Annotated in this window: 18 protein-coding genes, 1 tRNA gene and 1 pseudogene; 14 read left to right on the top strand and 6 right to left on the bottom strand. The window is 69.0% G+C overall.

The window, feature by feature from the left end; translation table 11 throughout:
• Positions 1-2: 2 nt before the first annotated feature.
• Together ACFV57_RS04100 and ACFV57_RS04105 are read right to left on the bottom strand one after the other, a co-directional pair.
• Complete coding sequence (locus tag ACFV57_RS04100) at positions 3-1,274, bottom strand: IS701 family transposase (protein ID WP_385225430.1); 1,272 nt, start codon at positions 1,272-1,274, stop codon at positions 3-5.
• A 438-nt stretch (positions 1,275-1,712) separates the two neighbouring features.
• Positions 1,713-2,417 carry a TetR family transcriptional regulator gene (locus ACFV57_RS04105; RefSeq protein ID WP_385225432.1) on the bottom strand — a complete coding sequence of 235 codons (705 nt, stop codon included), beginning with the start codon at positions 2,415-2,417 and terminating at the stop codon, positions 1,713-1,715.
• 506 nt (positions 2,418-2,923) lie between these two features.
• Here ACFV57_RS04105 and ACFV57_RS04110 point away from each other — a divergent pair.
• Positions 2,924-4,477 (top strand): IS701 family transposase, encoded by a 1,554-nt coding sequence (locus ACFV57_RS04110; RefSeq protein WP_385225434.1) that lies wholly within the window; start codon positions 2,924-2,926, stop codon positions 4,475-4,477.
• A gap of 107 nt (positions 4,478-4,584) precedes the next feature.
• On the opposite strand, the gene ACFV57_RS04115 is transcribed toward ACFV57_RS04110, so the two are convergent.
• Both ACFV57_RS04115 and ACFV57_RS04120 read right to left on the bottom strand, forming a co-directional pair.
• A complete protein-coding gene (locus tag ACFV57_RS04115; RefSeq protein ID WP_385225436.1) occupies positions 4,585-6,009 on the bottom strand; it encodes an NAD-dependent epimerase/dehydratase family protein in 1,425 nt (474 codons plus the stop codon).
• Between the two features lie 19 nt (positions 6,010-6,028).
• Complete coding sequence (locus tag ACFV57_RS04120) at positions 6,029-6,652, bottom strand: ScbR family autoregulator-binding transcription factor (protein ID WP_385225438.1); 624 nt, start codon at positions 6,650-6,652, stop codon at positions 6,029-6,031.
• Between the two features lie 207 nt (positions 6,653-6,859).
• Here ACFV57_RS04120 and ACFV57_RS04125 point away from each other — a divergent pair, with 207 nt between their 5' ends.
• The 9 genes from ACFV57_RS04125 to ACFV57_RS04165 all read left to right on the top strand — a co-directional run bounded on the left by ACFV57_RS04125 (position 6,860) and on the right by ACFV57_RS04165 (position 16,774).
• The gene (locus ACFV57_RS04125) at positions 6,860-8,191 is read left to right on the top strand and encodes a ScbA/BarX family gamma-butyrolactone biosynthesis protein (protein ID WP_385225440.1); all 1,332 of its coding nucleotides are present in this window, start codon (positions 6,860-6,862) and stop codon (positions 8,189-8,191) included.
• A 485-nt stretch (positions 8,192-8,676) separates the two neighbouring features.
• Positions 8,677-8,838, top strand: coding sequence for a hypothetical protein (locus ACFV57_RS04130; RefSeq protein ID WP_385225442.1), 162 nt, complete (start codon positions 8,677-8,679; stop codon positions 8,836-8,838).
• A 478-nt stretch (positions 8,839-9,316) separates the two neighbouring features.
• Complete coding sequence (locus tag ACFV57_RS04135) at positions 9,317-10,681, top strand: hypothetical protein (protein WP_385225632.1); 1,365 nt, start codon at positions 9,317-9,319, stop codon at positions 10,679-10,681.
• 244 nt (positions 10,682-10,925) lie between these two features.
• Positions 10,926-11,519: a hypothetical protein gene (locus tag ACFV57_RS04140; protein WP_385225444.1), complete on the top strand. Its 594-nt coding sequence runs from the start codon at positions 10,926-10,928 to the stop codon at positions 11,517-11,519.
• Between the two features lie 40 nt (positions 11,520-11,559).
• Positions 11,560-13,146: an MFS transporter gene (locus ACFV57_RS04145; protein WP_385225446.1), complete on the top strand. Its 1,587-nt coding sequence runs from the start codon at positions 11,560-11,562 to the stop codon at positions 13,144-13,146.
• 431 nt (positions 13,147-13,577) lie between these two features.
• The gene (locus tag ACFV57_RS04150) at positions 13,578-14,183 is read left to right on the top strand and encodes a hypothetical protein (RefSeq protein WP_385225447.1); all 606 of its coding nucleotides are present in this window, start codon (positions 13,578-13,580) and stop codon (positions 14,181-14,183) included.
• Positions 14,184-14,278: 95 nt separating this feature from the next.
• Complete coding sequence (locus ACFV57_RS04155) at positions 14,279-14,881, top strand: carbonic anhydrase (protein ID WP_385225449.1); 603 nt, start codon at positions 14,279-14,281, stop codon at positions 14,879-14,881.
• Positions 14,882-14,898: 17 nt separating this feature from the next.
• Positions 14,899-16,512 carry a SulP family inorganic anion transporter gene (locus ACFV57_RS04160; RefSeq protein WP_385225451.1) on the top strand — a complete coding sequence of 538 codons (1,614 nt, stop codon included), beginning with the start codon at positions 14,899-14,901 and terminating at the stop codon, positions 16,510-16,512.
• 186 nt (positions 16,513-16,698) lie between these two features.
• Positions 16,699-16,774 (top strand) — tRNA-Arg (locus tag ACFV57_RS04165).
• A gap of 68 nt (positions 16,775-16,842) precedes the next feature.
• On the opposite strand, the pseudogene xerC reads toward ACFV57_RS04165, so the two are convergent.
• Positions 16,843-17,832, bottom strand: a pseudogene (xerC, locus tag ACFV57_RS04170) (tyrosine recombinase XerC).
• A gap of 347 nt (positions 17,833-18,179) precedes the next feature.
• Here xerC and ACFV57_RS04175 point away from each other — a divergent pair.
• Positions 18,180-20,198, top strand: coding sequence for a hypothetical protein (locus ACFV57_RS04175; protein WP_385225453.1), 2,019 nt, complete (start codon positions 18,180-18,182; stop codon positions 20,196-20,198).
• A 54-nt stretch (positions 20,199-20,252) separates the two neighbouring features.
• Here ACFV57_RS04175 and ACFV57_RS04180 read toward each other — a convergent pair whose 3' ends face one another.
• Positions 20,253-21,188, bottom strand: coding sequence for a HindIII family type II restriction endonuclease (locus ACFV57_RS04180; protein WP_385225455.1), 936 nt, complete (start codon positions 21,186-21,188; stop codon positions 20,253-20,255).
• A gap of 503 nt (positions 21,189-21,691) precedes the next feature.
• Here ACFV57_RS04180 and ACFV57_RS04185 point away from each other — a divergent pair.
• From ACFV57_RS04185 to ACFV57_RS04195, 3 genes are read left to right on the top strand one after another with little or no spacing between them, the layout of a single operon-like run.
• Complete coding sequence (locus ACFV57_RS04185) at positions 21,692-22,120, top strand: RHS repeat-associated core domain-containing protein (RefSeq protein WP_385225457.1); 429 nt, start codon at positions 21,692-21,694, stop codon at positions 22,118-22,120.
• Positions 22,121-22,528 carry a hypothetical protein gene (locus ACFV57_RS04190; protein ID WP_385225459.1) on the top strand — a complete coding sequence of 136 codons (408 nt, stop codon included), beginning with the start codon at positions 22,121-22,123 and terminating at the stop codon, positions 22,526-22,528. It abuts the gene before it with no gap.
• A complete protein-coding gene (locus tag ACFV57_RS04195) occupies positions 22,525-23,334 on the top strand; it encodes a hypothetical protein (RefSeq protein WP_385225460.1) in 810 nt (269 codons plus the stop codon). The genes ACFV57_RS04190 and ACFV57_RS04195 overlap by 4 nt, the downstream gene beginning before the upstream one ends.
• Positions 23,335-23,368: the final 34 nt, after the last annotated feature.

Raw genomic sequence — 23,368 nt, forward strand, 5'->3', positions numbered from 1 at the left:
CTTCACCCCGCGAGGGTGAGGGGCGGCCCGGCGTGCCCGTAGTCGTACGCGTACGGATACGGCGCGGACTGCGGGAGCGAGCGCAACGGCAGCCGGGGGCCGCGGCCCGGCCGTGCGGCGTCGAGCGCGGTGAGCGACCGGACGGCGTACGCGACCGAGGCGAGGGTCATATGCCGGTGCCAGCCGTCGTACGACCTGCCCTCGAAGTCCCGCAATCCCGTACGGCCTCCGGTGCGGACGCTGTCGCGGGCGACGCGCGCGGCGGTCCTCGTGAGCTGGTGCAGGTCGGCCGGGGTCTGCCCGGTCGGCGTCGTCAGCCAGAAGTCCGCGCGGGCGCCCGGCCCGTGACCTCCCGCGTACGCGTCGGGGTCCTCGTACCGCTGCGCGTAGAGCAGCAGCTCACGGCCCTCGTCGCCCGCGCGCGCGGGAACGACCCGGGCGAGTACGGCCCGTACACCGGGAGCGACGTCGTGCACCGGCAGACCGAAACGCTCCGGTGCGGCCAGCACGCGCTGTGCGCGCAGGACGCCGCGGCGGGACGGGCGCCCGCCGCGGTCCACCAGGTGGAGCGCGAGGGAGCCGGGCATCCGGGCCATGACGGGCAGGCCGAGCGGGGCGAGCGCGCCCACCACGTCGCCTGCGTGGTGCATCTGGCTGTCCCAGATGATCGGGGCGATGTCCTCGGGCACCGGGGTCGCGGCCCGCCGCGCCAGTTCGAGGATGTCGGCCACGCCGTCGTCACCGGGGGCGGCGGCGGGGGCATGGGCGTCGGTGGCCGGCGCGGGCAGGTGCAGACGCCAGTCCACGGGGACGTCGAGGCTCCGGCCCGCGTACCAGAGCCCGTACGCGAGCTGGCCGTTGACCAGCTGGCCGGTGGCGGGGACGAAGCGGCGGTGGACGCCGACCGAGTTCGTACCCGACTTGGGGATGAGCATCGGGCGTACGACCCAGGAGCGCGGCCGCGCGCGCTCCACGAGGTAGTGCGCGAGGGCTTCGCGGACGGCGTGCCAGTTCCACGGGGCGTTGCAGATGAAGTGGTGCAGGCGCTGGGCCGCGCCGGAGTCGTCCAGCGTCCGGGCGATGTTGCGGATGGACTTGCGGCCGGGGGCGGTGAGCAGCCCGCGTACGTACTGCTCGCCCTTGAGGTGATGGTCGGCCCTGGCGAAGGAGACGAACAGCCGTCTGCACAGTTCCTCGGTCCACACGTCCTGGGTGCTGGTCGGCCGCGCGGGGAGGAGCGGCGGAACGGCGGTGGGAGATGCGGGAACGGACAAGGGACTGGCCCCCGGGGAGGTGGGGTGGGTGGACGGCCTACAGCAGGACAATAAAGAACGTTCGCTATTTTTTCGGAGTCGGCGGGCGGATCGCGGACGACTTCGCGAAGTCCCGGGGAGGCGCGCTCGGGCGCTCTGACGGGGTGTTGATCCGCGTCGGGATGGGGTGCATGAGGTGCGTGCGCGGTGCAGGGTGGCGCCTGGGGCGCGGGCCAGGAGGCGCCCGGAGCGCTGGGAGCGCGGGGCGCTGGGAGCGCGGGGCGCTGGGAGCGCGGGGCGCTGGGAGCGCGGGGCGCTGGGAGCGCGGGGCGCTGGGAGCGCGGGGCGCTGGGCGTGACGGCGTCAACGGAAGGCGCTACGCGCCCCGCGCGCCCCGTACCGTCCGCGCGCCCCGTACATTCCGTGCGCCCCGTACGTTCCGCGCGCCCCGTACGTCCCCTACGGAACCGACCGGCAAGGGCGGCGCCCGCCCGACTCCGTACGGACCGGCGGCGCAGCCGTCACCGCACCCACCGGGTTCTCGTCGCCGGCCACCAGGAGCGGCGCCCGCGCCCCGAGCACCAGCCCCCACACGCGGTCCACGTGCTCCCACGGGGACAGCCCGGCCGTCGCGCCGCGCGGCACGCCGATGCGGGCCGCGAACTCCGCGCCGGTCACCACGGAGACCGCCGTGGCGGTGACCGCCTCCGCGGTCGTCCAGCCGGCGAAGTCCGGGCGGGCCCGTTCGACGAGTTGGCCGAGGGACGGCAGCCACATCGCGTACCAGGTGTTGCCGTCGTCGGGGAAGTCCCACGCGAGGCGGGCGGCGGCCCGTACGGCGGGCTCGTCCTCCAGCAGGCGCGCGAGGGTGCGGGTGAAGGCGACGACCCGCCGCATCTCCCCCTCCCCGGGCGGGGTGGGGCACCCGTAGGCCGCCGAGAGGGAGGCCAGCGCGCGCCGGGTGAGCGCGCAGCCGGTGTCCCTGACCGCCTCGGCGAGCGCGGCCTTGGACGCGAAGTGGAACGTCAGGGCGCCGATGGTGACGTCCGCCGCGGCGCTGATCCGGGCCAGCGAGGCGCCCGCGTACCCCTTTTCGGCTATCTCGTCGGCGGCAGCCCGAAGCAGGGCCTGGCGCGTCCGCTCGGCTCGGTCCTGTCGCGCCATTGTCCCGCCTCGGTAATCGCCCTCGGTTGCCAGCGTCGTACCGGTGACATCCAACCGTCCATGCTAGGCGCGGGCTTGGCGGCCCGCACGGCTCCGGCAGCAGTTGGCGGAGACTTGATCAGTATGGGAACCGGCGGCGCCGAAGCCCGCTCCCAGGCGGCCGACGGCCCCTTTCCGGCACCTTCCCGGACGCCCGCGGAAGCGGAATCCGCGCCCGCACCGCGCCCGCTTCCGCGCCGGCCGCCGAAACCGCGTCCGGACCGGCCCGCGGAGGGGCCGCGGGAGGGGTGCCGGACCGGCTCGCGCGCCCGCTCGCGAAGGGCCGCGGCACGGGCCGACCGGCCGTCGCACGCCCGGAGTTCGATCAGCGTTCAACCACGCCGGACCGGCTCCCGGTACGACTGAAACAGCCCCGGACCTCGTGGGCTCGCAAAAAAAACGATCGTTCTTTATTCTTTGCTGGTCGGCGCCCGATTCACGGGATGACCACGGGAGGGAACGAACACATGACGACAGAAACAGCGCATCCGGCTACCCGTACACCCGCACGCCCCCTGTCCGCCCCCTTCCCTTCCGGCCACCCCCTCGCAGTGTTCAACGGGTCCGACAAATCCGGCGTGCGGGACGTCTCGGGCGTCGCCGCCGACGCCCACCCCAACGGCTCCGGACGGACCGCCCGCTCCGGCCGGACCGCGGCCCGCAACGCGGGCAGCGGCACGACCGCGACCGCCGGGGGCACCGGAACCACCCGCCGAACCGGAACCTCCCGCAGGGCGACCCACGCCAACGGGACCGCCGCGGCCGCCCACACCGGCGCCGCCGACGAGCACTCCGCCGTCTCCGCCGCGGCCGCGGCGCCCGGCGCATCCGGGGCTTTCGAGACGTTCGACACCTTCGCGGACGACCTTTTCGGCCATCTGCCGCGCACCGACCAGCGCCGCTGGGCCCACTCGTACCTGCTGGCGCTGCTCACCACCGAAGGCAAGAAGTCCGTACGCCGACTGGCCGCCGCCATCTCCGACTCCCCCACCGCCTCCCAGTCGCTGCACCAGTTCCTCAACGCCAGCCCCTGGGACTGGAACCCGGTACGGCGCGAGCTCGTACGCCGGGCCGAACAGCCCGCTCCGCCCCGCGCGTGGATTCTCGCCCCGGCGGTGCTGCCCAAGCGTGGTGGCCACTCCGTGGGCGTGCACCGGCGCTTCGACTCCTCCGCCGGACGGACCGTCAGCTGCCAGCTTGCCATGGGCATGTTCCTGCCGGTGGGGGAATCTCCCGCTACGGCCGCACTTTCCGCGTCTGCCGGATCTGCGGCCTCTGCCGGAGCCGCGGCATCCGCGACGGCTTCCCGCTCCGGCGTCCTCGCCGCCGGTGACTGCGGCGGCAACGCGACCGTCTCCGTCGACTGGCGCCTGTTCCTGCCTCCCCAGTGGGCCGACGACCCGGCGCTGCTGCGCCGCAACCGCATCCCCGCCTCGGAGACCACCCACCCCCGCCCGATGTGGGTGCACGCCCTCGACCTCGTGGAGGCACAGGCCGCCCGCTCGTCCTGCCCGCCGGCACCCGTCGTGGCGGACCTGAGCGAGTACTCCGACTCCGTACGGCTCATCGAGGCGCTGGCCCGGCAGGGACGCGACTTCGTCATCGCCGTACCGCCCGCCACCGCCCTCGCCACTCCGGCCACGCCCGGTATGCCCGGCGACCCGGGCGCGCGCCCGCGCCTGCTGCAGACCGCGCCCACTCCCGTACGCCTGCCGGGCTCGCACCACACCTACCGCGCCTTCACCGAGCCGGGGCCGGCCGGCGCGCGGCCGACCCGGGTCTGGCTCACCAACATGGCGCACCGCCGCATGGGCCAGCTCGTCGGCCTCGCCCGGCTGCACCAGCTGCCCACGGCCACCCTGCGCACCCTCGCCACGGACTTCGGCCTGCACGACTTCGAGGGCCGCTCCTTCCCGGGCTGGCACCACCACATGACGCTGACCTCCGCCGCGCACGCCTACCGTGCACTGACCGAGGTGCCGGACGAGCAGACGCTCCCCAAGGTGCGGTTCGTTTCCTGACGGGGCGCCCTGCGAAGCCGTACGGAACCGGCCCCGGGGGGCGGTTCCGCACGGCTTGTCCGGCCGGGGGTTCGGGTTGATGCCGTACGGCTTGTCCGGCCGGAGGCTCAGGACGCCGTGAGCTGGGCTTGTAGACGGGTCCTGAGGTGGGTGCGGTACCAGTCGGCTGCCTCCGCGACCCGTACGAGAGGGCCGGGGCCCGGGTCGCAGCCGGCCGCCGTCCAGACCTCGTCGCTGCGGTACCAGTGGTCGTCGGCGAGCAGGGCGAACTGACGCTCGCTCACGCGGCCGGGGGTGGCGCGGAGGCGCTCCAGGCAGTCTTCCCAGGAGAGGTCGGGGAGGTCCGAGAGGTCGGGGAGGCCCAGGAGGCCGGGGCTGCTGGGGCCGTCGGGGCTGCTGGGGCCGTCGGGATCGCCGGAGTCGCCGGAGGGGCGCTGCGGGAAGACCGCGTGGCCGATCAGGGTGTCCATGAGGTCCCCGTTGCGTACGGGGGTGGGGTGGCTGGCGTGGTACACGCCGCCGGGGACGCCGTCCGACGCGAGAGCCAGCCGCGCGAAGAGGCGGGCCAGGTCGTCGACGGCCACGGCGGAGAGCAGGCCGCGCCCGCCGTTCCAGCGCGCCGGGAGGCGGCCGAGCAGTTCGGCCAGCGCCGGCACCACCCACCGGTCGCCCGCGCCCAGCACCAGGCCCGGCCGCAGCACCGTGCCGCCGGCCTCCAGGACCAGGCGTTCGGCGGCGAGACGGGTGCGGCTGGCGGGCGAGACCGGTGCGGGCGGGACCTCGTCCACGCCCAGGCCGGCGTGCGGCCCGGCTCCGTACACGGCGGCGGTGGAGAGGTGGACGATACGGCCGACTCCGGCGCGTACGGCCTCGTCGAGCAGCGCGGCGGTCCCGCGGACGTTGACCAGCTCGCAGCGTTCCTCGTCCCGGCCGATGTCGGAGGCGAGGTGCAGCAGGACATCGGCGCCTTCACAGACACCGCGCAGGGAGGCGGGGTCGGAGAGGTCGGCGGCGCGCCATTCGAGGGGGACGGCCGAGGCGGCAGCCAACGGCGAAGGGGAGCCCGGGGCCGCGTCCGTGGTGGCGGCCGGGGCCGCGTCCGTGGCCGCGTCCGTGGCGGCGGCCGGGGCCGCGTCCGTCGGGGGCTTGCGGGCGGTCGCGCGGATGCTCGTACCGGCGCCCGTACCCGTACCCGTACCGGTACCCGTCTCCGTACGCAGCAGTTCCCGCAGCACCGCGGAACCGATGAATCCGGTCGCTCCGGTGATCACCACCCGCCAGGGGGCCGTCGCCGGGGCGCCACCCGGCACGCCGCCACCCGGGAGTACGCCGCCGGTCGCCCCGCCGCTCGCAACTCCGTCGCCGGTCGCCCCGCCGCCCATGACTCCGTCGCCCGTAGCTCCGTCCGTCACGCCGTTCACCACGCCTTCCGTCGTGCTCCGTACCCCGCCACCGTAGCCGTCACCGGCCGCGGCGCGGACCGAGGCATGGGCCGAGGCGTGGGCCGCGACGCGGACCGGGACATGGGTCACGGCATGGACCGGGGCGTGCTCAGGCGGCCGCCCGCCTCCGCCGGGCCGCGAACGTCACCTGCGGCCTGACGGGCGGCACGGCGACGCCCGGCAGCAGATAGCGCCACAGGGAGACGACGCGCTGATGGAGGTCGGCGCGGCCGGAGGAGATCTGCGAGAAGAGTTGAGTGCCGGTGTAGGCGCTGACCAGGACCCAGGACAGCTCGTCCACGTTCACCTCGGGGAGCAGTTCGCCCTTCTCGCGTGCGGCGCGCAGCTGGCCGCCGAACTCGTCGGCCCAGTGGCGGTACGCGGAGTCGTCCTGGACGCCGAATTCACCCTGCTCCACCGCGAGCCGGACCCCGGCGCGCAGGGTGGGGTTGGACTGGAGCTCCTCCGCCAGATACAGGGTGATGTCGACCAGGCGCTGAAGGCCGTCCTCTCCGGGAGGCAGCTCCAGGCCGCCGCCCTGCTCGATCATCACTGCCTGGGCCAGGGCTTCCTTGGACGGGAAGTGGAAGTACATCCCGCCCTGGGTCACTCCGGCACGCTTCATGATCTTGCTGATACTGGCGCCGCTGAACCCGAACTCGTCGAACACCTCGGCGGCCGCCCGGAGGATGACCTCGCGTGTCCTGACCGCACGCTCCTGCATGGACAGCATCAGCTCCCTCGACAAACAAAACGAATACTATTTATTTTATGAAAGCCGAGGCTCTCACGCGGTGACGGCTGAACCGAACACACAGCAGCCTCCGTTGGCCACCAGGCAACCCGCTCAGGACGGCGACGGACCACCCCGGGAGCCCCGGCGGACCACAACGGGCCGCAACGCACCGGACCTGCAGACACTCCTCAGGGGGATACCCGCATGAGCACCACCGGCCAGCTTCCGAAGTTTCCCGCACCTGCTGCCGCCGGACCGTCCCCGCGCACGCTGACCACCACCGTGCCCAAGGAGTATGTACACAAGACGGCGCTGTCCGAAGTCCTGCTCACCAGTTGGCAGGAGACGGCTCCGGACGTTCACACCGTGACCGCGGAATGGCCGCGGGCCCATACGTTCTACTCCTCAAGAAACCGGCTGCACGACCCGCTCCTCCTCGTGGAGACGATCCGGCAGACCATTCCACTGCTCTCGCATCTCGCTTACAACGTGCCGTTCGGACACCAACTCATCTGGGATCACTTCACTTATTCACTCGACCCTGAGGCACTGCGTACCGAGACTGCCCCCACAGAGATCGAACTACGCATCGTCTGCTCCGACATCAAACGCCGTAAGGACACACTGAGCGCGCTGACCATGGACGTCGAGGCAACACGCAACGGTGTCCGCCTCGGCAGCGCGGTCGCGCGATTCACCAGCCACGCTCCGGCGATCTACCGCCGGCTGCGCGGTGAATACGGCGACGCCCGCGAGGCGATGGCCCGCGCGGTGCCGCTGCCGCCGCCGGTCGCGCCGCGGCGGGTGGCCCGTGCCCAGTTCGAGAGCGTGATGCTCTCGCCCACGGACACCCGGAACCGCTGGCAGCTCCGTACGGACACCACCCACCCGGTCATCTTCGACCACCCGGTCGACCACGCCCCCGGGATGCTCCTGCTGGAAGCCGCCCACCAGGCCGTTCACGCGGTGCTCCACCCGCTGCAGGTCATACCCGTCGGCCTGAGCACGGTCTTCACGCGATACGCGGAGCTGGACGCGCCGTGCTGGATAGAGGCCACGGTGCTGGGGCGGCCGGAGGGCGAGGAGGAGACGGGGGCGGATGCCGGGGAGGACGCCGGGGCGCAGGCCCTGGCGGCTGCCGGGGCCGACGCCGGGCCGGGTGCCGGGGAGAAGGCGGAATTCCCCGTCGAATTCCTGCCCGGAAGCGCGCCGCAGCCCGATGCGTTCGGCCTCCTCCACGCGCGTGTCACCGCCCACCAGAACGGCCGGGAACTGTTCTCCGCCACGGTCGCGGCGCACCCGCTGGGGGACCGATCGGCAGCGGAATCCGGTGCCGAATGGGACTGGGGCGCGGGCGCGGAGACCGACAGGGATTCCGGTACGGAATCCGCTTCGGGAACGGACCGGGGAACAGCTCCGGGAACCGGATCGGGAACGGGTTCGGGAACAGCACCGGGAGCTTCGGGAATGCGTCCGGAAACAGGCGCGGAATCGCTCTCCGCCACACGCGGGGATTCCCGTACGAACCTGGGCTGACACCCGTACCGACCGGGGAAGAGGGCATGGGCCGGGGCATCCGGCCCCGCCCCGCCCGGCGGTTTTCCGGGCGCTCGTCACGCGCCGCGCACATTGGACGCCATCCCGCTACGACTTCGGGAGATCCACCGGGCGTTCACCGCGCGGCCACTTCGCCGTAATCCAGCCACCCGACGGCGTTCCGGCCAGCTGCTTTGTTGTCATGGACACGCCACTCATGCTCGTGGTCCAGACCTGTTCCGCACCCCTCACCTATCGGCCGCGACCGGCTACTACCAGCCACGAAGCCCCTTCGAGCCGTGGTCGCGACGGGAAAGATCAAGCCAAAGTGCCCTCTCGTGTCTGCGTTTGAGCCATCCCTGCATTGCAGACCTTTGACGATCACTTGGTCTTTCTTTTACGTTCTAGGGAGCGGCACCCGCGCGGCTCGCGTGGCTGATCATCGCCGTTTTCCACCATCCCCTGCCTGCGGAGGCTCGACGGACATGGAACAGCTGATCAAGAAGATGACCCAGGACGGCGTCTGGCGTGAGTGGGTCGCCCTGAACTCCCCGCGCGGCGCCGGCAAGGACGGGTGCATCAGCGCGACGAAGTCCGGCTGCATCAGCGCGACCACGGCCGCGCCCAAGACGGGATGTATTTCCTGACCGGGCGTTGAGCCTTCCCGGCGGGGAACCGGCCGGCGGCCCGCACACCACCGGCCGGTTCCCCACCACTTCGTGAAGTCGGGCGCGCGACATCGGTTGTTCCGGGTGTTCCGTGCGAATCTCACGTTCCGCGTGTTCCGCGTCTTCTGCGTGTTCCGTGTCTTCGACGTGTTCCGTGTGTTCGGCGCGCTCCAGAGGCTTCATGCGTTTTCACGGATTCCACACGTTCTCTGCACAACGCGGGCGCAACGTAGGCATAGCGCAGTCACCGCGGGCCAGTTACCGCTGAGTTACCGCGGTGCAGTCACCACGGCACAGCCGCATCAGCGCAGTCACAGCAACGCAGTCACGTCGGCGCAATCGCATCAGCGCAATCACATCAACAGTGCGGGCTCCGCGCCCGCGCGACGCAGGTTCTCGTAACGCCGCGACACCGATCACTCCCCGTCCGCCACACAAGACAGACCTGAGGGTGACCATGGATGGCCAGCCGAGCCGGCCGGGACAGCCGACCGCCGACATCGTGAACCGGATAAGGGACATACCGATCTACCGCTCGTCAATAGAGCGGGGGCACTTCCCCATACTGGACAAGCCCGAGATCGCCCGGGATTTTCCGGACAACTGGATGACGCCGGTCCTGGCCGACGCGCTCGCCGCCGGCAAGGCGGAGTACGTGCTCTCCACGGGCACCAACCACGCCCGGATGCAGATCATCCGGCCGCCGTATTTCCTGCTGAACTCCTACTACCAACTGTGGAGCGAGCACCCGGACATCGCCGACACCTGGCACGAGGGGTGCCAACGCGTCTCCCTCACCACCGTGTTGGCGACGGAGCACGTGGCGCGCGTGAACGCGAAGAAGCGGCGCCGGTCCACGTCGGCACCCGGCGCCGAGACCGCGCCCGCGCCCGTACCGGAGCTGGCGGACCGCCGGCTCGACGAGCGCACCTTCTACGTCAACCTCACGCTGGACCCGGCGCTTTGGGACCGCGCGGACGTCGAACGGATGCTCGCCGAGATCCGTACGGCCCAGCAGGCGCACCCCGAAGGCCGCTACCACCTCGACTGCTCCAGCTACCACCTGGCGCACCTCGTACGGAAGGCGATCGACTGGGGCCTGTGGGACCGGTTCCCGCGGCCGGCGAGCATCGTGCACGCGTACGAGTACACGCCGGTCAACGTCCGGCGCTTCCTCCTGGAGCACTTCGACTGCCCGGTCATCGACCTGTTCGGCAGCACCGAACTGGGCTACCTCTTCTACAGCGACCGGCACGGCCGGTTCCACCCCTACCTCGACAAGATGAGCGTCGAGCTGGTCCCCGTGGAGCCGGGCAGCCGCATCTTCAGCATGATCGTGTCGAGCGTACGGAACCCGTACATGCCGCTGATCCGTTACCGGTCCGGCGACTGCGCGCGGACGCTGGACGGCACCCCCGACCCGGAGAAGATCACCCGGTTCTGCGGCCGCGAGAAGGAGTTGCTCGCGTCGGCGCACGGCCAGGGGCCGGTCGCGCAGGGCGATCTGGACGAGTGCGTCAGCGAGGCGTCGCCCCACGTGTTCGTCCACCAGCTGCGCGTACGGCGCGACCGGAGCGCCGCGGAGCTGCGGTACACGACGTTCGACGGCCGGCCCGTGAACGCGTCGGAGGCGGTTGCGCTGGGCGCGGGGGTGGAGCGGCTGACGGGCATTCCGTGCCGGGTCGAGCACCGTGCGCACATTCCGATCGGGAAATCGGGGAAGTACGCGTGGCTGGATCGCGGGGACGGGGTCGGGGACGGGTGCGCGGGCGAAGGCGAGGACCTGGGCGGGAGCCGCGGCGAGCAGGCCGACGAGCCGTGAGGCGGTGAGGGGGGGGCGGCGGTCCGGGTGGCGGTCCGGGGCTCGGGGGCTTTCGGGGTGTCTCGGGCGGTCTCGGGTGATCGTCGGCTCAGGGGCGGCCGCTCGGGGCGGCCGCGCGGGCGCACGTCCCCGCCTGCACGCCTCCGCCTGCACGCCCCCGCCTGTGGACGCCGGGCGCCCGCCACGTCCATGACCGCGCCCACTCCCCATCCACGACCACCGGCCAACAGCCATCGGGAGAACCATGACCACGCAGCCGCAGGAACAGTTCCAGGCCCCCGCCGGCCAGGAGCCGCACGCAACCCACGCATCTGACATCACCGGCACCACTCACACCCCCCACGTCACCCCGGACGACCTCATAACCCTGCTCGGCGAGCGCCTGCACACCGAAGTGGTGCGGCACTTCACGGCGTTGGGCGACGCCGCGCCCGAATACGTGGAACGGCAGGTCACCGAATGCCTGCGTTACCTGTACCTCGTGTCCCGCCACCGTGAGCGGCTCAGCGGCCTCTTCCTCCCCGTAGAGCAGGACATCGACGAGATCTGGCACTACCTCATCCTCCAGACGCGCGAGTACCGCGAATGGTGCGAACAGCGGCTGCCGGGACGGTTCTTCATCGAGCACCGGAGCATCGGCTACGAGGACTACCAGCAGGAACCCGGCCGGGAGCAGGTGATCGAGGAGGCCCTGCGCTGGATACCGCTGTACGTACGGGAGTTCGGCCCCTTCGACGAGGGCGCCCTGCCGCACTGGACGATCGTGCGCTTCCTGCACGACCAGCTGAGCATGTCGCTGCGGGACATCGCGGCTCTCCAGCCTGCCGGCGCGCCCTGAGCGCGCTTTCGGGGCAGCCCGAAGACGAGGAAACGGACCCATGAGCGCTCGGCCCGGCAAACCGGCCCCCCACGCCACACCCCGTGGCCCTGAGGACCACCAAGCCCACCAAGGTCCACACAGTCTCCAAAGCTCCCAAGGCCACCAAGAATCCCGTGACCCACAAGGCCCACAAGGCCCCTATGGGGACTCCCACGCCTCGCCCGAGGCCACCGAGCCGCCGGAGCAGAAACGTGTCCTGAGGGTCCTCGCCCTGTCCCAGGTGCTCAGCGGCGCGGGGCTGGCCGCGGGCATCACCGTGGGCGCGCTGCTCGCCGAGGAGATGCTCGGCTCGACGGGGCTGTCCGGCCTGCCCGCGGCGCTGTTCACGGGCGGAGCCGCCCTCGGCGCCGTCGCGATCGGCCGGATCTGCCAGCGCTGGGGCCGACGGCCCGGCCTCACCGCGGGGTACGCGACCGCGGGCCTGGGCAGCCTCGGCGTCGTCATCGCCGCCGCCGTCGGCAACGTATGGCTGCTGTTCGTCTCCCTCCTCGTCTACGGAGCGGGTACGGCGACGACCTTGATGGCCCGGTACGCGGGCGCCGACCTGGCCGCGCCCGCACGACGGGGCCGCGCGGTGAGCCTCGTACTGTTCGCCACCACGCTCGGCGCGGTGGTCGGGCCGAACCTGGTCGGGGTCACGGGGGACGTGGCGGACGGCTGGGGCATCCCGCGGCTGGCCGGACCGTTCCTGCTGGCCGTGGTCGCGTACGCGGCGGCGGCCGTGGTGCTCGGGGCGTTCCTGCGGCCGGACCCGCTGCACCTGGCACGGGCCCGTGCGGAGGCGGCATCGGACGCCTTCCCCGCCCCCGCCCCGGCCACGCCTGCCGCCCCTGCAGCCTCTGTTGCCCCTGCGAACTCTGCCGCCCCGGAGGCCTCGGAGGCCCCGTCCGCCGACCGTGCCGATGTCCGCGGGGTCGTGACCGGTACCGCCGTCATGACGCTCACCCAGCTGGTCATGATCGCGATCATGACGATGACGCCCGTCCACATGCGGGCGCACGGCCACGCGACCGAGACCGCCGGGCTCGTCATCGCCCTGCACGTGGCGGCCATGTATCTGCCGTCGCCACTCACCGGGATGCTCGTGGACCGGATCGGCCGGCTGCGGGTCGCGGCGGCCTCCGGCATCGTCCTGCTCTGCGCCGGCGCCCTCGCCGCGCTCGCGCCGGCGCACTCGGTACCGGCGCTCGCCGCCGCACTCGTACTCCTCGGCATCGGCTGGAACTTCGGCCTCGTCAGCGGCACCGCCATCGTCACCGACGCCGTACCGCTGGCCACGCGCGCCTCGACACAGGGCCTGGTCGACGTGGGGATCGCCGTCGCGGGCTCAACCGGCGGCATGGCGTCGGGGCTGGTCGTGGCCACGGGCGGCTACTCCACGCTGGCGCTCACAGGCGGAATCGTGGCGCTCGGCCTCGTACCGCTGCTGGCCGTGACCGGCCGTACGGGACGACGCGGCGGCCGTACGGGTACGGGTACGGACACGGGCACGGGTACGGGTACGGACGCGGGTACGGACACGGCTTCGACACCGACGCCTGCTCCGGCCACCTCCCCGGCAACCGCCCCCCGGGAACAGACATGAAGCACCTCAAGCACCTCAAGAGCCTCAAAGGCTTCACGGGGCTTAAGTACTTCAAGGGCCTCAAGGGCTTCGCCCCCCTCAAAGCCCCCGAGGCCACCCCCTCTACCGGCTCCTCTCCCTCTCCCTCTCCCTCTCCCTCTCCCTCTCCCTCTCCCTCTCCCTCTCCCTCTCCCTCTCCCTCCCCCTCCGCCTTCCCCCGCCCGCGCCCCACCCGCCCGGACACGGCCGGTCACCCGGCCCACTACACGGCGTCCAACCGGCCGCACAGCCCGCCGGGCACGAGCTCGCTCCGTACGGCGGCCCGTACGGCGGCCCGAGCAGCAGCGCGCACGGCAACCCGTACGCCGGTACGCACACCCGTTCGCACTCCGGTACGCACTCCGGTTCGCGCACCGGAGTACACGCCGGTACGTACATCGGCGCGGCCCCGGATGTGGACCGCCCCCTTCAAACAACCCCACGCCACGCACACCCCCACCCGCCCCACCCGCTCCTCCCTCTCCACCCACTCCCCCCACCGCAGCCATTCCCCCCATCTCCCCCACCTCCTTCGCACCACCACCCCCCTCAGCATCCTCGGCATCCTCGTCGTCATCCTGACCCTGCTCTTCTCCGGTACGGCAGCGGCCAAGGGCGGCAAGGCCCCGTTCCCCACGGCGTCCGGCGCCTCGCCTGTACAGGTCCCCACCCCCACCCCCACCCCGGCGGCCCCTCCAGGCGCACACGGCACACCCACCCAGGTGTCCCCCACCCAGGCGCGGTCCTCCACAGGCATCCAGTACCGCCGCGACAACGAGCGCGACCCCGGGCGTGAGAAGGACAAGGACCGTAACCAGACGCGCCGTTGTGCGCGGACCACGCCGGGGGCTCCGTCCCCGTGCCGCCGTCCGCCGCCACCGCCCCTCCACGCGGCCCGGTCCTACCCGACCGCCGCCTTCCTCACCACACAGGCCGGCTCCGCCGCACTCACCACTTCAAGACCGGGCGTGGCCACCCGCCCCGCCCTGCACTGTCTGCACTGCGTCTTCCGCTGCTGAGGAGTACCACCGGGGCTTCCTGCTCCGCACCAGTCGAACGGGTTCTGCCATGCCCTCTATGGCACCACTTAACGACCAGCAGGAGACATTCCCTAGTGGAAACCTTCATCGAAAACGCCCGCTCCTTCAACGCCCGCATCGCGGCCGTACACGAGGAGCGTGAGACCTACCAGCGGCTCGCCGACGGCCAGTCGCCGCTCGCCCTGTTCATCACCTGCTCCGACTCACGGATCATCCCGTCCCTGATCACCGGGGCCCTTCCGGGCGAGCTCTTCGAACTGCGGACGGCGGGCAACGCCGTACCGCCGCACCGGCCGGACATGCCCGCCAGCGCGGAGGCCGCCACGATCGAGTACGCGATGCGGGTGCTGCGCGTCGCCGACATCGTGGTGTGCGGTCACTCGCACTGCGGGGCGGTCGGCGCCATGGCGCGCCGCGAGGACCTCGCCGGCGCCCCCGACGTACGTGCCTGGCTGACCCAGCAGCTCTCCGACGAGCTGCCGATGGACGAGGCACCGACGGTCGCGACCGCGGTCCAGCGGCACGTCACCGAGCAACTGGCACGCCTGCGTGCCTACCCGTGCGTACGCGAACGGATCGACGCGGGCGAGGTGGGGCTGCACGGCTGGTACTACGAGGTCCACACCGGCCTGGTCTCGGCGCATCAGCCCGCCACCGACACGTTCCTCCCCCTCTGACGGCGAAGGCGCCTTCCATGACACCGAAATCCACCCCGGACACGGCCGCGGGCGTGACCACGGGCGCAACCACCTCAGCCCCGGCGCCCACCACGAACGGCGCGCCCCCCAACCCGAAGGAGACACCTCAGGAGACCCCCACCCCGTCGAAGCCCTCCTCCCCCCGCTGGCCCCACCTCCGGGCCGACTTCACGGCCTCCGTCGTCGTCTTCCTGGTGGCGCTGCCGCTGTGCGTCGGCGTGGCCGTCGCCTCGGGCGTACCGGCCGAACTCGGCCTGATCACCGGCATCGTCGGCGGCCTGCTCACCGGGTTCCTGCCCGGAAGCAGCCTCCAGGTCAGCGGCCCGGCCGCCGGTCTGACCGTCCTCGTCTACGAAGCGGTCAAGGAGTACGGCCTCGGCGCGCTGGGCGCGATCGTCCTCGTGGCGGGCCTCCTCCAGGTCGCCATGGGCGCACTGCGCCTGGGCAGCTGGTTCCGCGCCATCTCCGTGGCCGTCGTCCAGGGCATGCTGGCGGGCATCGGCCTCGTACTGATCGCCGGACAGCTGTACGCGCTCACCGACACCAAGGCCCCCGGCAGCGGCCTCGCCAACCTCGGCGGCCTGCCCGGTCTGGTCACCGGCACCGCCGGGTCGGGCGCGGCCCTGTCCGCGCTCGCGGTCGGCGCGGGCACCGTCGCCGTACTGGTGCTCTGGCCCCGGTGGCAGCGCGGGGCCCGCGTCCTGCCGGCCCCGCTCGCGGCCGTGGCCCTGGCCACGCTCGCCGTCTTCGCCCTCGACCTGCCCATAGCCCGCGTCGAGGTGCACGGCCTGCTCTCCTCCGTCCAGCCACCGGGCGGCTCGGACTTCGCCCAGCTGGTGAGCGTCGGCGCGATCGGCACCGTCCTCGCCTTCACGCTCATCGCGTCCGCCGAGTCGCTGTTCAGCGCGGCCGCCGTGGACCGGCTGCACGACGGGCCGCGCACGCAGTACGACAAGGAGCTGATGGCCCAGGGCGCGGGCAACACCGTCTGCGGCATCCTGGGGGCCCTCCCGATGACGGCGGTGATCGTCCGCAGCTCCGCGAACGTCAACGCTGGGGCCCGTACGAAGGCGTCCCGCGTGCTGCACGGCGTCTGGCTGCTGATCTTCGCGGCGGCCCTGCCGGCGGCGCTGGGCATCATCCCGGTGGCGGCGCTCGCGGGCGTCCTCGTCCACGCGGGCTGGAAACTCCTCCCCGTACGCGACTTCGCCCCGCTGTGGCGCGAGCACCGCGGTGAAGCCGTCGTGCTCGCCGCGACCGCCATCGCGATCGTCGTCACCAACATGTTCGAGGGCGTACTGATCGGCCTCCTCCTGGCCGTCGCGAAGACCGCCTGGGAGACCTCCCACGTCCACCTGGAGTTCAGCGGCCTGGACGCCCCGTCCACCGAACCCATCCAGGTACGCGCCCTCGGCAACGCCACCTTCCTCCGCCTGCCCAAACTCCTCGACCAGCTGGAGGCCCTCCCCCACGACCGCAGGATCGACCTCGACCTCACCGGCCTGCGCCACCTCGACCACGCCTGCGCCACCGCCCTGACCACCTGGTCCACCCACCGCACCACCCAGACCAACTCCCCAACCCCGGACAACCCGGCCCACGCCCCCTAGCCCCACCACACGGCCGCCCGGTGACCACCGGGCGGCCGTGCGACCGGCACTCAGCGGGCGCCCACCCCCGAAGCCACGGGACGTGGGCGCCCCGCCCTTCCCCCGCCCAGCCCCCCATCCGCTACCCTGTCCAAAGCTGCCCACCAGCAGCCCGTCGACGCACCCACCATGCGCCGACCACTCCCCGCCTCCGTAGCTCAGGGGATAGAGCACCGCTCTCCTAAAGCGGGTGTCGCAGGTTCGAATCCTGCCGGGGGCACCAGCGAAAAGGGCTCCTACCGATCTTGGTAGGAGCCCTTTGACATCCAGTTCTGACATCAACGCCCATGGTCACTGACGACCGGGACGCCTCCTGAGCAGCCGGTCCATGTGACTCATGGCCTCGCGCTGTGTGTCCTGGACGACGTGGGTGTAGACGTCCTGGTGATGCTGATCTGAGAGCCGCTCCTGTCACCCAGCTCTCCCCCGCCTTGGCTCGAGCAGCTGCTTGCCGCATCCGGTGCCAGCGCAAGGGGCGATGCAAAAGCCCGGGAGCGGGACAATTCGACGACGACGGCTCTTGAGGTCGTCGTCATACAGGACGCCACGGCGGCGCTGGGTCTACTGGCGCACGCGAAGGACACGGTTTTCGAGGTCGAGGTCCAACCAGCGCAGGCCGACGATCTCACCCCGGCGAAACCCCATCCCGATGACGAGGACGAAGGCCGCGTAAAGCGGGTCCTGTCTGGAGGCCGCCAGCAAGCCGAGGGACTCGTCCAGCGTCCAGGGGCGCAGCTCGCGTAAGTCGGTGCGAGACGGTTCAACGAGCTTGGCCACGTTGCGCGTGATCAGCTCTTCCCGGCACGCGGAGGAGAGCGCCGAGCCCAGTACACGGTGCGATTCCTTGGCAGTTGCGGCAGTGGTCTGGCTCTCCAGACGGACGAGGAAACGGCGCATATCGGCGACGCCCAGGGATTCGAGCCTCTTCGCGCCAAGCATCGGCGACAGGTAGAGCCCTGTGTGTGCCTCGTACTTGTCGTACGTGCTGAGCTTGCGACGGGGCTTGATGTCGTTGTCCAGCCAGTACGGCAGCCACTCAGAGAGCTTGGCCGAACGAGTGGGCACAGGCACGCCCTGGTCGACCTTGTCGAGAAGCTCCCGGCGCTTGGTGTCGCGCTCCGCCCAGGTCTTGCGGTAGGCGAACTTCCGCTGAGTTACAACTTTCTCTACTGGTTCAAGGCCCGCGCACGGCGCGGGCGCGCGCCGCCTCTGCGGCGCGGCCTGCCTCCCGTCTTCGCCCCGGCTGACCGCGCCCGGCAGCGCGCTCGGCAGCCGCGGCATCGAGTGGTAGACACCTTCTGTGGCTGAGTCCGGTCGCTCCACGGCTTTAGGCAGCCACCATGGGGCGAGCCTCCAAGATCATGGGCCCAACATCGTGTTTTACCGGGCAGGTCCACAGACTGCCCGACAAGCCATCAGCTTACGGGGCCATGATCACTCGCCCCATGGCAGCTCCAGTCCAAAGCCGCTCCGCGCCCTCACTGGCATGCCCCCCCGCTGAGACGCTGCCACCACCCCACTAATACAGCCACTTCGGTATGGTCTTGTGGACCACGGTGCCGTCGAGCTCCACAGAGCACACGGAAATATGGGACACTGCGTTGCTTGAAATCTTCTAAGGAGAATCAGTGTCGGAGATCCAGAAGCGTCCGATTGAACAGTATCTCGATGTCGCATCCATCTCCGAAGCGGGCACCTCCGAAAGGTACCAGCGCGCCTCTTCTCCCCACACTGTCTTCACTTGGTGGGCTCGCCGCCCGTTCTCTACGGCAGCAGACCTACTTTCCGCTTCCCTCGACCCGACTCAAGCAGCAGAAGAATCAAAGGTTCTTGACCCGTTCGTAGGTGGCGCCACGTTCCCGCTTGCAGGTACGCGCCTGGGCGTTGAGATGTATGGGATGGAAAACAACGAGCTCGCTTATTTCACAGCGAAGGCACTCCTCGATTTCAGCAGGCCCGCTGGTCGGCAACTCCGGCATCTATTGATGCTGGAGGGAAGGAAAGTCTTGGATCAACTGAAATCCGAGACCGGCGAGCTTTACCCTGCCCGTGACGCCGACAACATTATCTGCTACTTCTGGAGCCGTTCCGCCGTGTGCACTAACTGCGGTAACGAGATGCCCCTCCAAAAGCGACCCTGGCTTTCTAAAAAGACAGGGAGGCAGCGTGCCATCATGCAGCGGCCAGACTTTGACAATAAGTCGTTCGATATCCATGTCGTCGAATCGACGTCCGACGCAGTAACCGATCACTCGGCCTGGAGCGGGCGAAACTCTCTGCGTTGCCTGTTTTGCGGACAGGAATACGACAGGAAGCAAACGGCCGACTTGATTCGAACGGCTTCGACCGACAAACTCACGGCAGTTGCAAAGCTCGACAAGCGAAAGCATTTCCTTCCCGCGACGGATCCGCGTAAATATGGTACTGATGCAGTCGCGGAGCAGATGATCAAGGAAGACTGCGCCGCACTCGGCCTTCAACTTCCGGACGTCAAAATTCCGGCCTGGTCAGGCATCACGAATCCCACCATGTACGGCCACGACACTATTACTTCCCTATTCACGGAGCGGCAACTTGCGGTCATCACTCGCCTTTGCCGGGTCCTGAGTGAGCGGCAGAAGACCTGGGAAGCAAAATATGGCGAGCCTCTGGCCAAAGCAATCGCTGCTTTCCTTTCTGGCCTCATTGATCAGCTAGCTGACTGGAATTCTCGGCTGTGCATGTGGATTTCACAGAATGAGCAGGTGGGACGCGGCCTCTCTGGTCCAGGAATGCCTATGCTGTGGGACTTCGTTGAGATTGACCCACTCTTGCGCGGGCCAGCGAATCTCTACGGGAAACTTGAGCGAATCGCTGCTGGCGTAGACCAAATCCCGATGCCAGCGGACCAAGAGGAAAGGATCACCCGCGGCGACTCCCGCTCAATGGCATACCCAGACGCCTTCTTCGACGCCATTGTCACCGATCCGCCGTACTACGATAATCTCTACTACAGCATCCTCGCCGACTGCATCTATTCCTTCAAGAGGATGGCGTTGATCGGTACCTTCCCTGAAATTTTCAGCGAGCCCAGAACTGACTCAACTAGGGAGCTGACCGCAGCTCCTCGACGTCAGGGAAGTCCCACAGAGGCCTGGACATACTTCAGTACGGGGATGGCGCAAGTCTTGCGAGAGGCTCGGCGGGTCGTCAAGCGAGACGGTGTGATCACCGTTTGCTACGCTCACAGTTCCATTAGCGGCTGGTCATCACTAATCGCGGCTTACGTGCGGGCCGGACTAAAGATCACCCAATTGTGGCCCATGACAATCGAACGAACGCACCGGCCTCGTTCGATGAAGTCAGCCGCGATCAACACTTCTCTCGTCTTGGTTGCCAGGCCTTATGAAGCAGCAATCGCGATGGGCCTGACACAAGATGCACCCAGTACTGGCGCGCTAATCAAAACAGCTCTGGATCGTGCTGCTTCAGCCGACTGGCCAGGCGACGTGGCAGCAACTATTGCTTTCGTCTCGGCCGTTGAGGCCCGGATCAGTCAATTTACGGACGAGATGCTGAGCCAGCAAGATACAGTAAACACCGCATGCCGCGAGGTTGCCGATCAAATTTATGAGAGCATCCCAGGATTCAGCTTCTCATCACGCTGATCCACGTTGTCTCCTTCGGCCGGCGCGTGCCGAAGGAGACAATTCATTAGCTACCTACCGATCCCGGTCTTCCATCTCACCCATAAGAGCCCTGGTTTTAGCCACCCGCGCTCGAATGGTTCGTATTTTACTGTCAATCTTAAGTGCGCCTACAGCTATATCAACGAGCTCTTCGCGATCCATAGCCGCAATGTCACTTTTCACCTGGTCGAAGTAGGCGAGTTCTGTCTCCGCATTAAGTAGAAGGCTTTCGAAGTACTCTCTCCTCGCCTCTGACCAGTTCACTTGGTCCCACGACAGAGCCTGGCGCAAGGCGCTGTCTAGTGAGCTCCAATATTGCGGAGCACTAAGGGTAACTGACGTATGTTCGACGCTGCGCATCCAAATACTCTCAAGCCGAGATGGTCCTGACTCGGAGGCAATCATCAGGGCGAGATGCGAGTAAGAGAGTAGCGTCACTTGATGTCTGTCAGCCTCCACGTAGAGGCGGCTTTCTCCTTCTGGGTAGCCAGCGATAGGGGCGACTAGAATTGCGAAATCAGCACCCTTCCGCCACTTACTCAGCGCCTCAATCTTGTAATCTTTAGGGTTGAGTGCTGTACGAGAAAGCCTAAACGCCTTAGCGTCTGCCACTAGAGAGTGCGCGGGCGATCCGCCTTCTGCCACTACGTCTGCCGAGTTAGACCTTTCTTGCGAGACCTCGGCTTCATATCCAATCCGACGAAGAGACTCGGCAACGATCGAATCCATCGCCTTGGCATACAGCTTTTCCTCGGAGGAGTCGTGGCTGTATCGCTCCGGGATGCAGCCGGCCCTCACCAGCAGGGAAAAAAATCCGTCATCATCCGCACCTTGGATGATTTTGTCTAGTTCGATAGCTGCTCGATCGAACAGAAGTCCTTTTCTGGCAAGTCGATCGATAACTGCATCTATCGAGAAGTGCATATTGACCTCGATCCCCACCCGGCTGAGCGCCATGAACATCAACATTTTGGACGATCATGCTAGCGGAGCCCTTTGCCGCATGTGGCGGGTCAACCGATTCGCATGAAGCCACCATGTGGACAGAAAGGTTCTTATCGCCCGAAAATATGGCAGGTAATACCAGGACGCCCGGTTACTCCAGGGGTGCCGCCAGCTGGCCGGCGCCGAACCAGCGGAGTCATTGACGATCTACCCGATGCCCGTGGGCGTTCCGCTGACATCCAACGGTGACATCAACGGCCACGGACAGCGGCATCATCCGGCAGCCACATGCGGCCCCTACGGACGCGTTGGACCCCGACCACGACCGGGCAAGATCGAACCCCTAAAGCGGGTGTCGCAGGTTCGAATCCTGCCGGGGGCACAAGCGCGTAAAGCCGCTGACCTGGGGCTTCTCCCCGGGGAGGCACTCTATCCGGCCTCGGGCTTCTTGTCCGGGGCCGTTTGTGTGAGTGGGCGGTTCACCGGGCTTCGGTGCCCCTCCCGACGGATCAGAACCATCCGGCACCGTGCCGGCCGAGGAACTGCGCAGCAGTTCGAGTTCAGCCGACACCCAGACCACCAGTTGGGAGTGGGGCCCGGGCAACTACCGCGTCCTGACCCAGGTCGAGGGCACCGCCGACGCCCTTGTGCCGACCCAGGAGGAGTTCGACACACGGTTCTACTCCATCATCACCGACCTGGTCGGCACGCCCACGGAACTTGCCGACGAGAACGGCGGGATCGCCCGGCGTGCCGGCTCCTCGCTGTGGGGCACCCCGTTTCCCACCGGCCCTCGTGAGACGGCGGTGGGGTGCAGTCTGGGATTCCCCGGCCAGTACTTCGACCGGGAGAGCGGCCTGCACTACAACGTGTTCCGCTATTACGACTCGCTCACCGGCCGATACCTCAGCCCCGATCCGCTCGGTCTCGGGCCCGCGCCCGACCCCCACGGCTAGGTGGACAATCCCTTCGCCGAGATCGATCCGCTCGGCCTGGCGAAGAAGAAGTGCCCGGTCATCATCGAGCGCTACGGCAGTGAGGCGGAAGCGAAGGCGAGCGCCGCGGTGAAGCCGGGCGGGGGCCTTGTCCCGAGGCCCGGCCACGAACGGCAGCCCAAATGGATCGCCCAGACCGGCAAGGTCAACCCCGGAACGCCGGGCAAGAGCAAGAACTACACCCACAAAATGGAGTTCTCCTGCAAGCCGGAGGTGTTGGCCTGGCTGAAGCAGTACGAGATCAAGCCGACCAACGAGCCAGGGCGCTACGCAGTACCGGCTGACAAGATCGATGAGTTCGACCAGTACGTGGAGAAGACAACTGTCCAGCCGCTCGATTCAGGCGGTGGCCGTGGGAGGAGACGATGAATCCGTCATCGCCGCGCGCACGCCTGCGCCAGGCTCTGCTGTGTATCGGCGAGAGCGGGTCCGTACCCGACGATCTCGGTACGGCAGTCGTCACCGCGCTGCGCGAACTGGCCGTGGAGGAACTAGGAGAGCGCTCGCGCGTCGAGCTGTTCGCCTCTGGTGCCGAGGACCACTCCTGGGGACGAAATTTCGGTCTTCGGCTGGCGGACTACGACATCGGGCTGCCAGACCTGCTCTTGTACGCGGACTCAAGCGACCTACCGCCTCAGGTGCAGGAGAGTTGCCCGACTCTGATTCAGGAGGAGTGGGAGGCCGCACTGCTGGTCTCCAAGCTCATCATCACGGGTCTTGAGTCGGAGCCCGTGCCTGTGCCTGTGCCTGTGCCAGGCAGTGGCGCACGACACCCGGAGGGGAATTCGAGACCGGCCCGGTCGGTGGCGAGAGAACAGTTGTGCCGGGCGCTGACTGCCATTGCGGAAAGGGCGGACCTGCACCAGGACGAACTCACCGCCGGCTTGCGCCGCGCGCTTCTTGATTTCGCGTCGGAGACTCCCGACAACGTGGAAGCCGTACAGCACATCACGGTGCTGTACGCAGGGCAGCCGGAGCAAGGGGCGCGTTTGTGCCTCAGCCCCTCGGGGGTGGCCTTCTCGCAGGTCATCCTGAGCGCTGACGGCTGTCCCGTTCCCAGTGACGTGCTGGAGAAAGTCCCGGATCTGACCCTGGACGAGTGGCACGCCGTCATCCAAGTCACCGGCCTGACCCTCTTGGCCTTCGAGGCCGAGGCGGCTCGCGAGGAGGCTTGACGGCCGCATTGTCTCCTGCCTCAGGTCGTGCAGA

It is taken from the genome of Streptomyces sp. NPDC059788, from assembly GCF_042732265.1.
GTDB lineage: Bacteria > Actinomycetota > Actinomycetes > Streptomycetales > Streptomycetaceae > Streptomyces.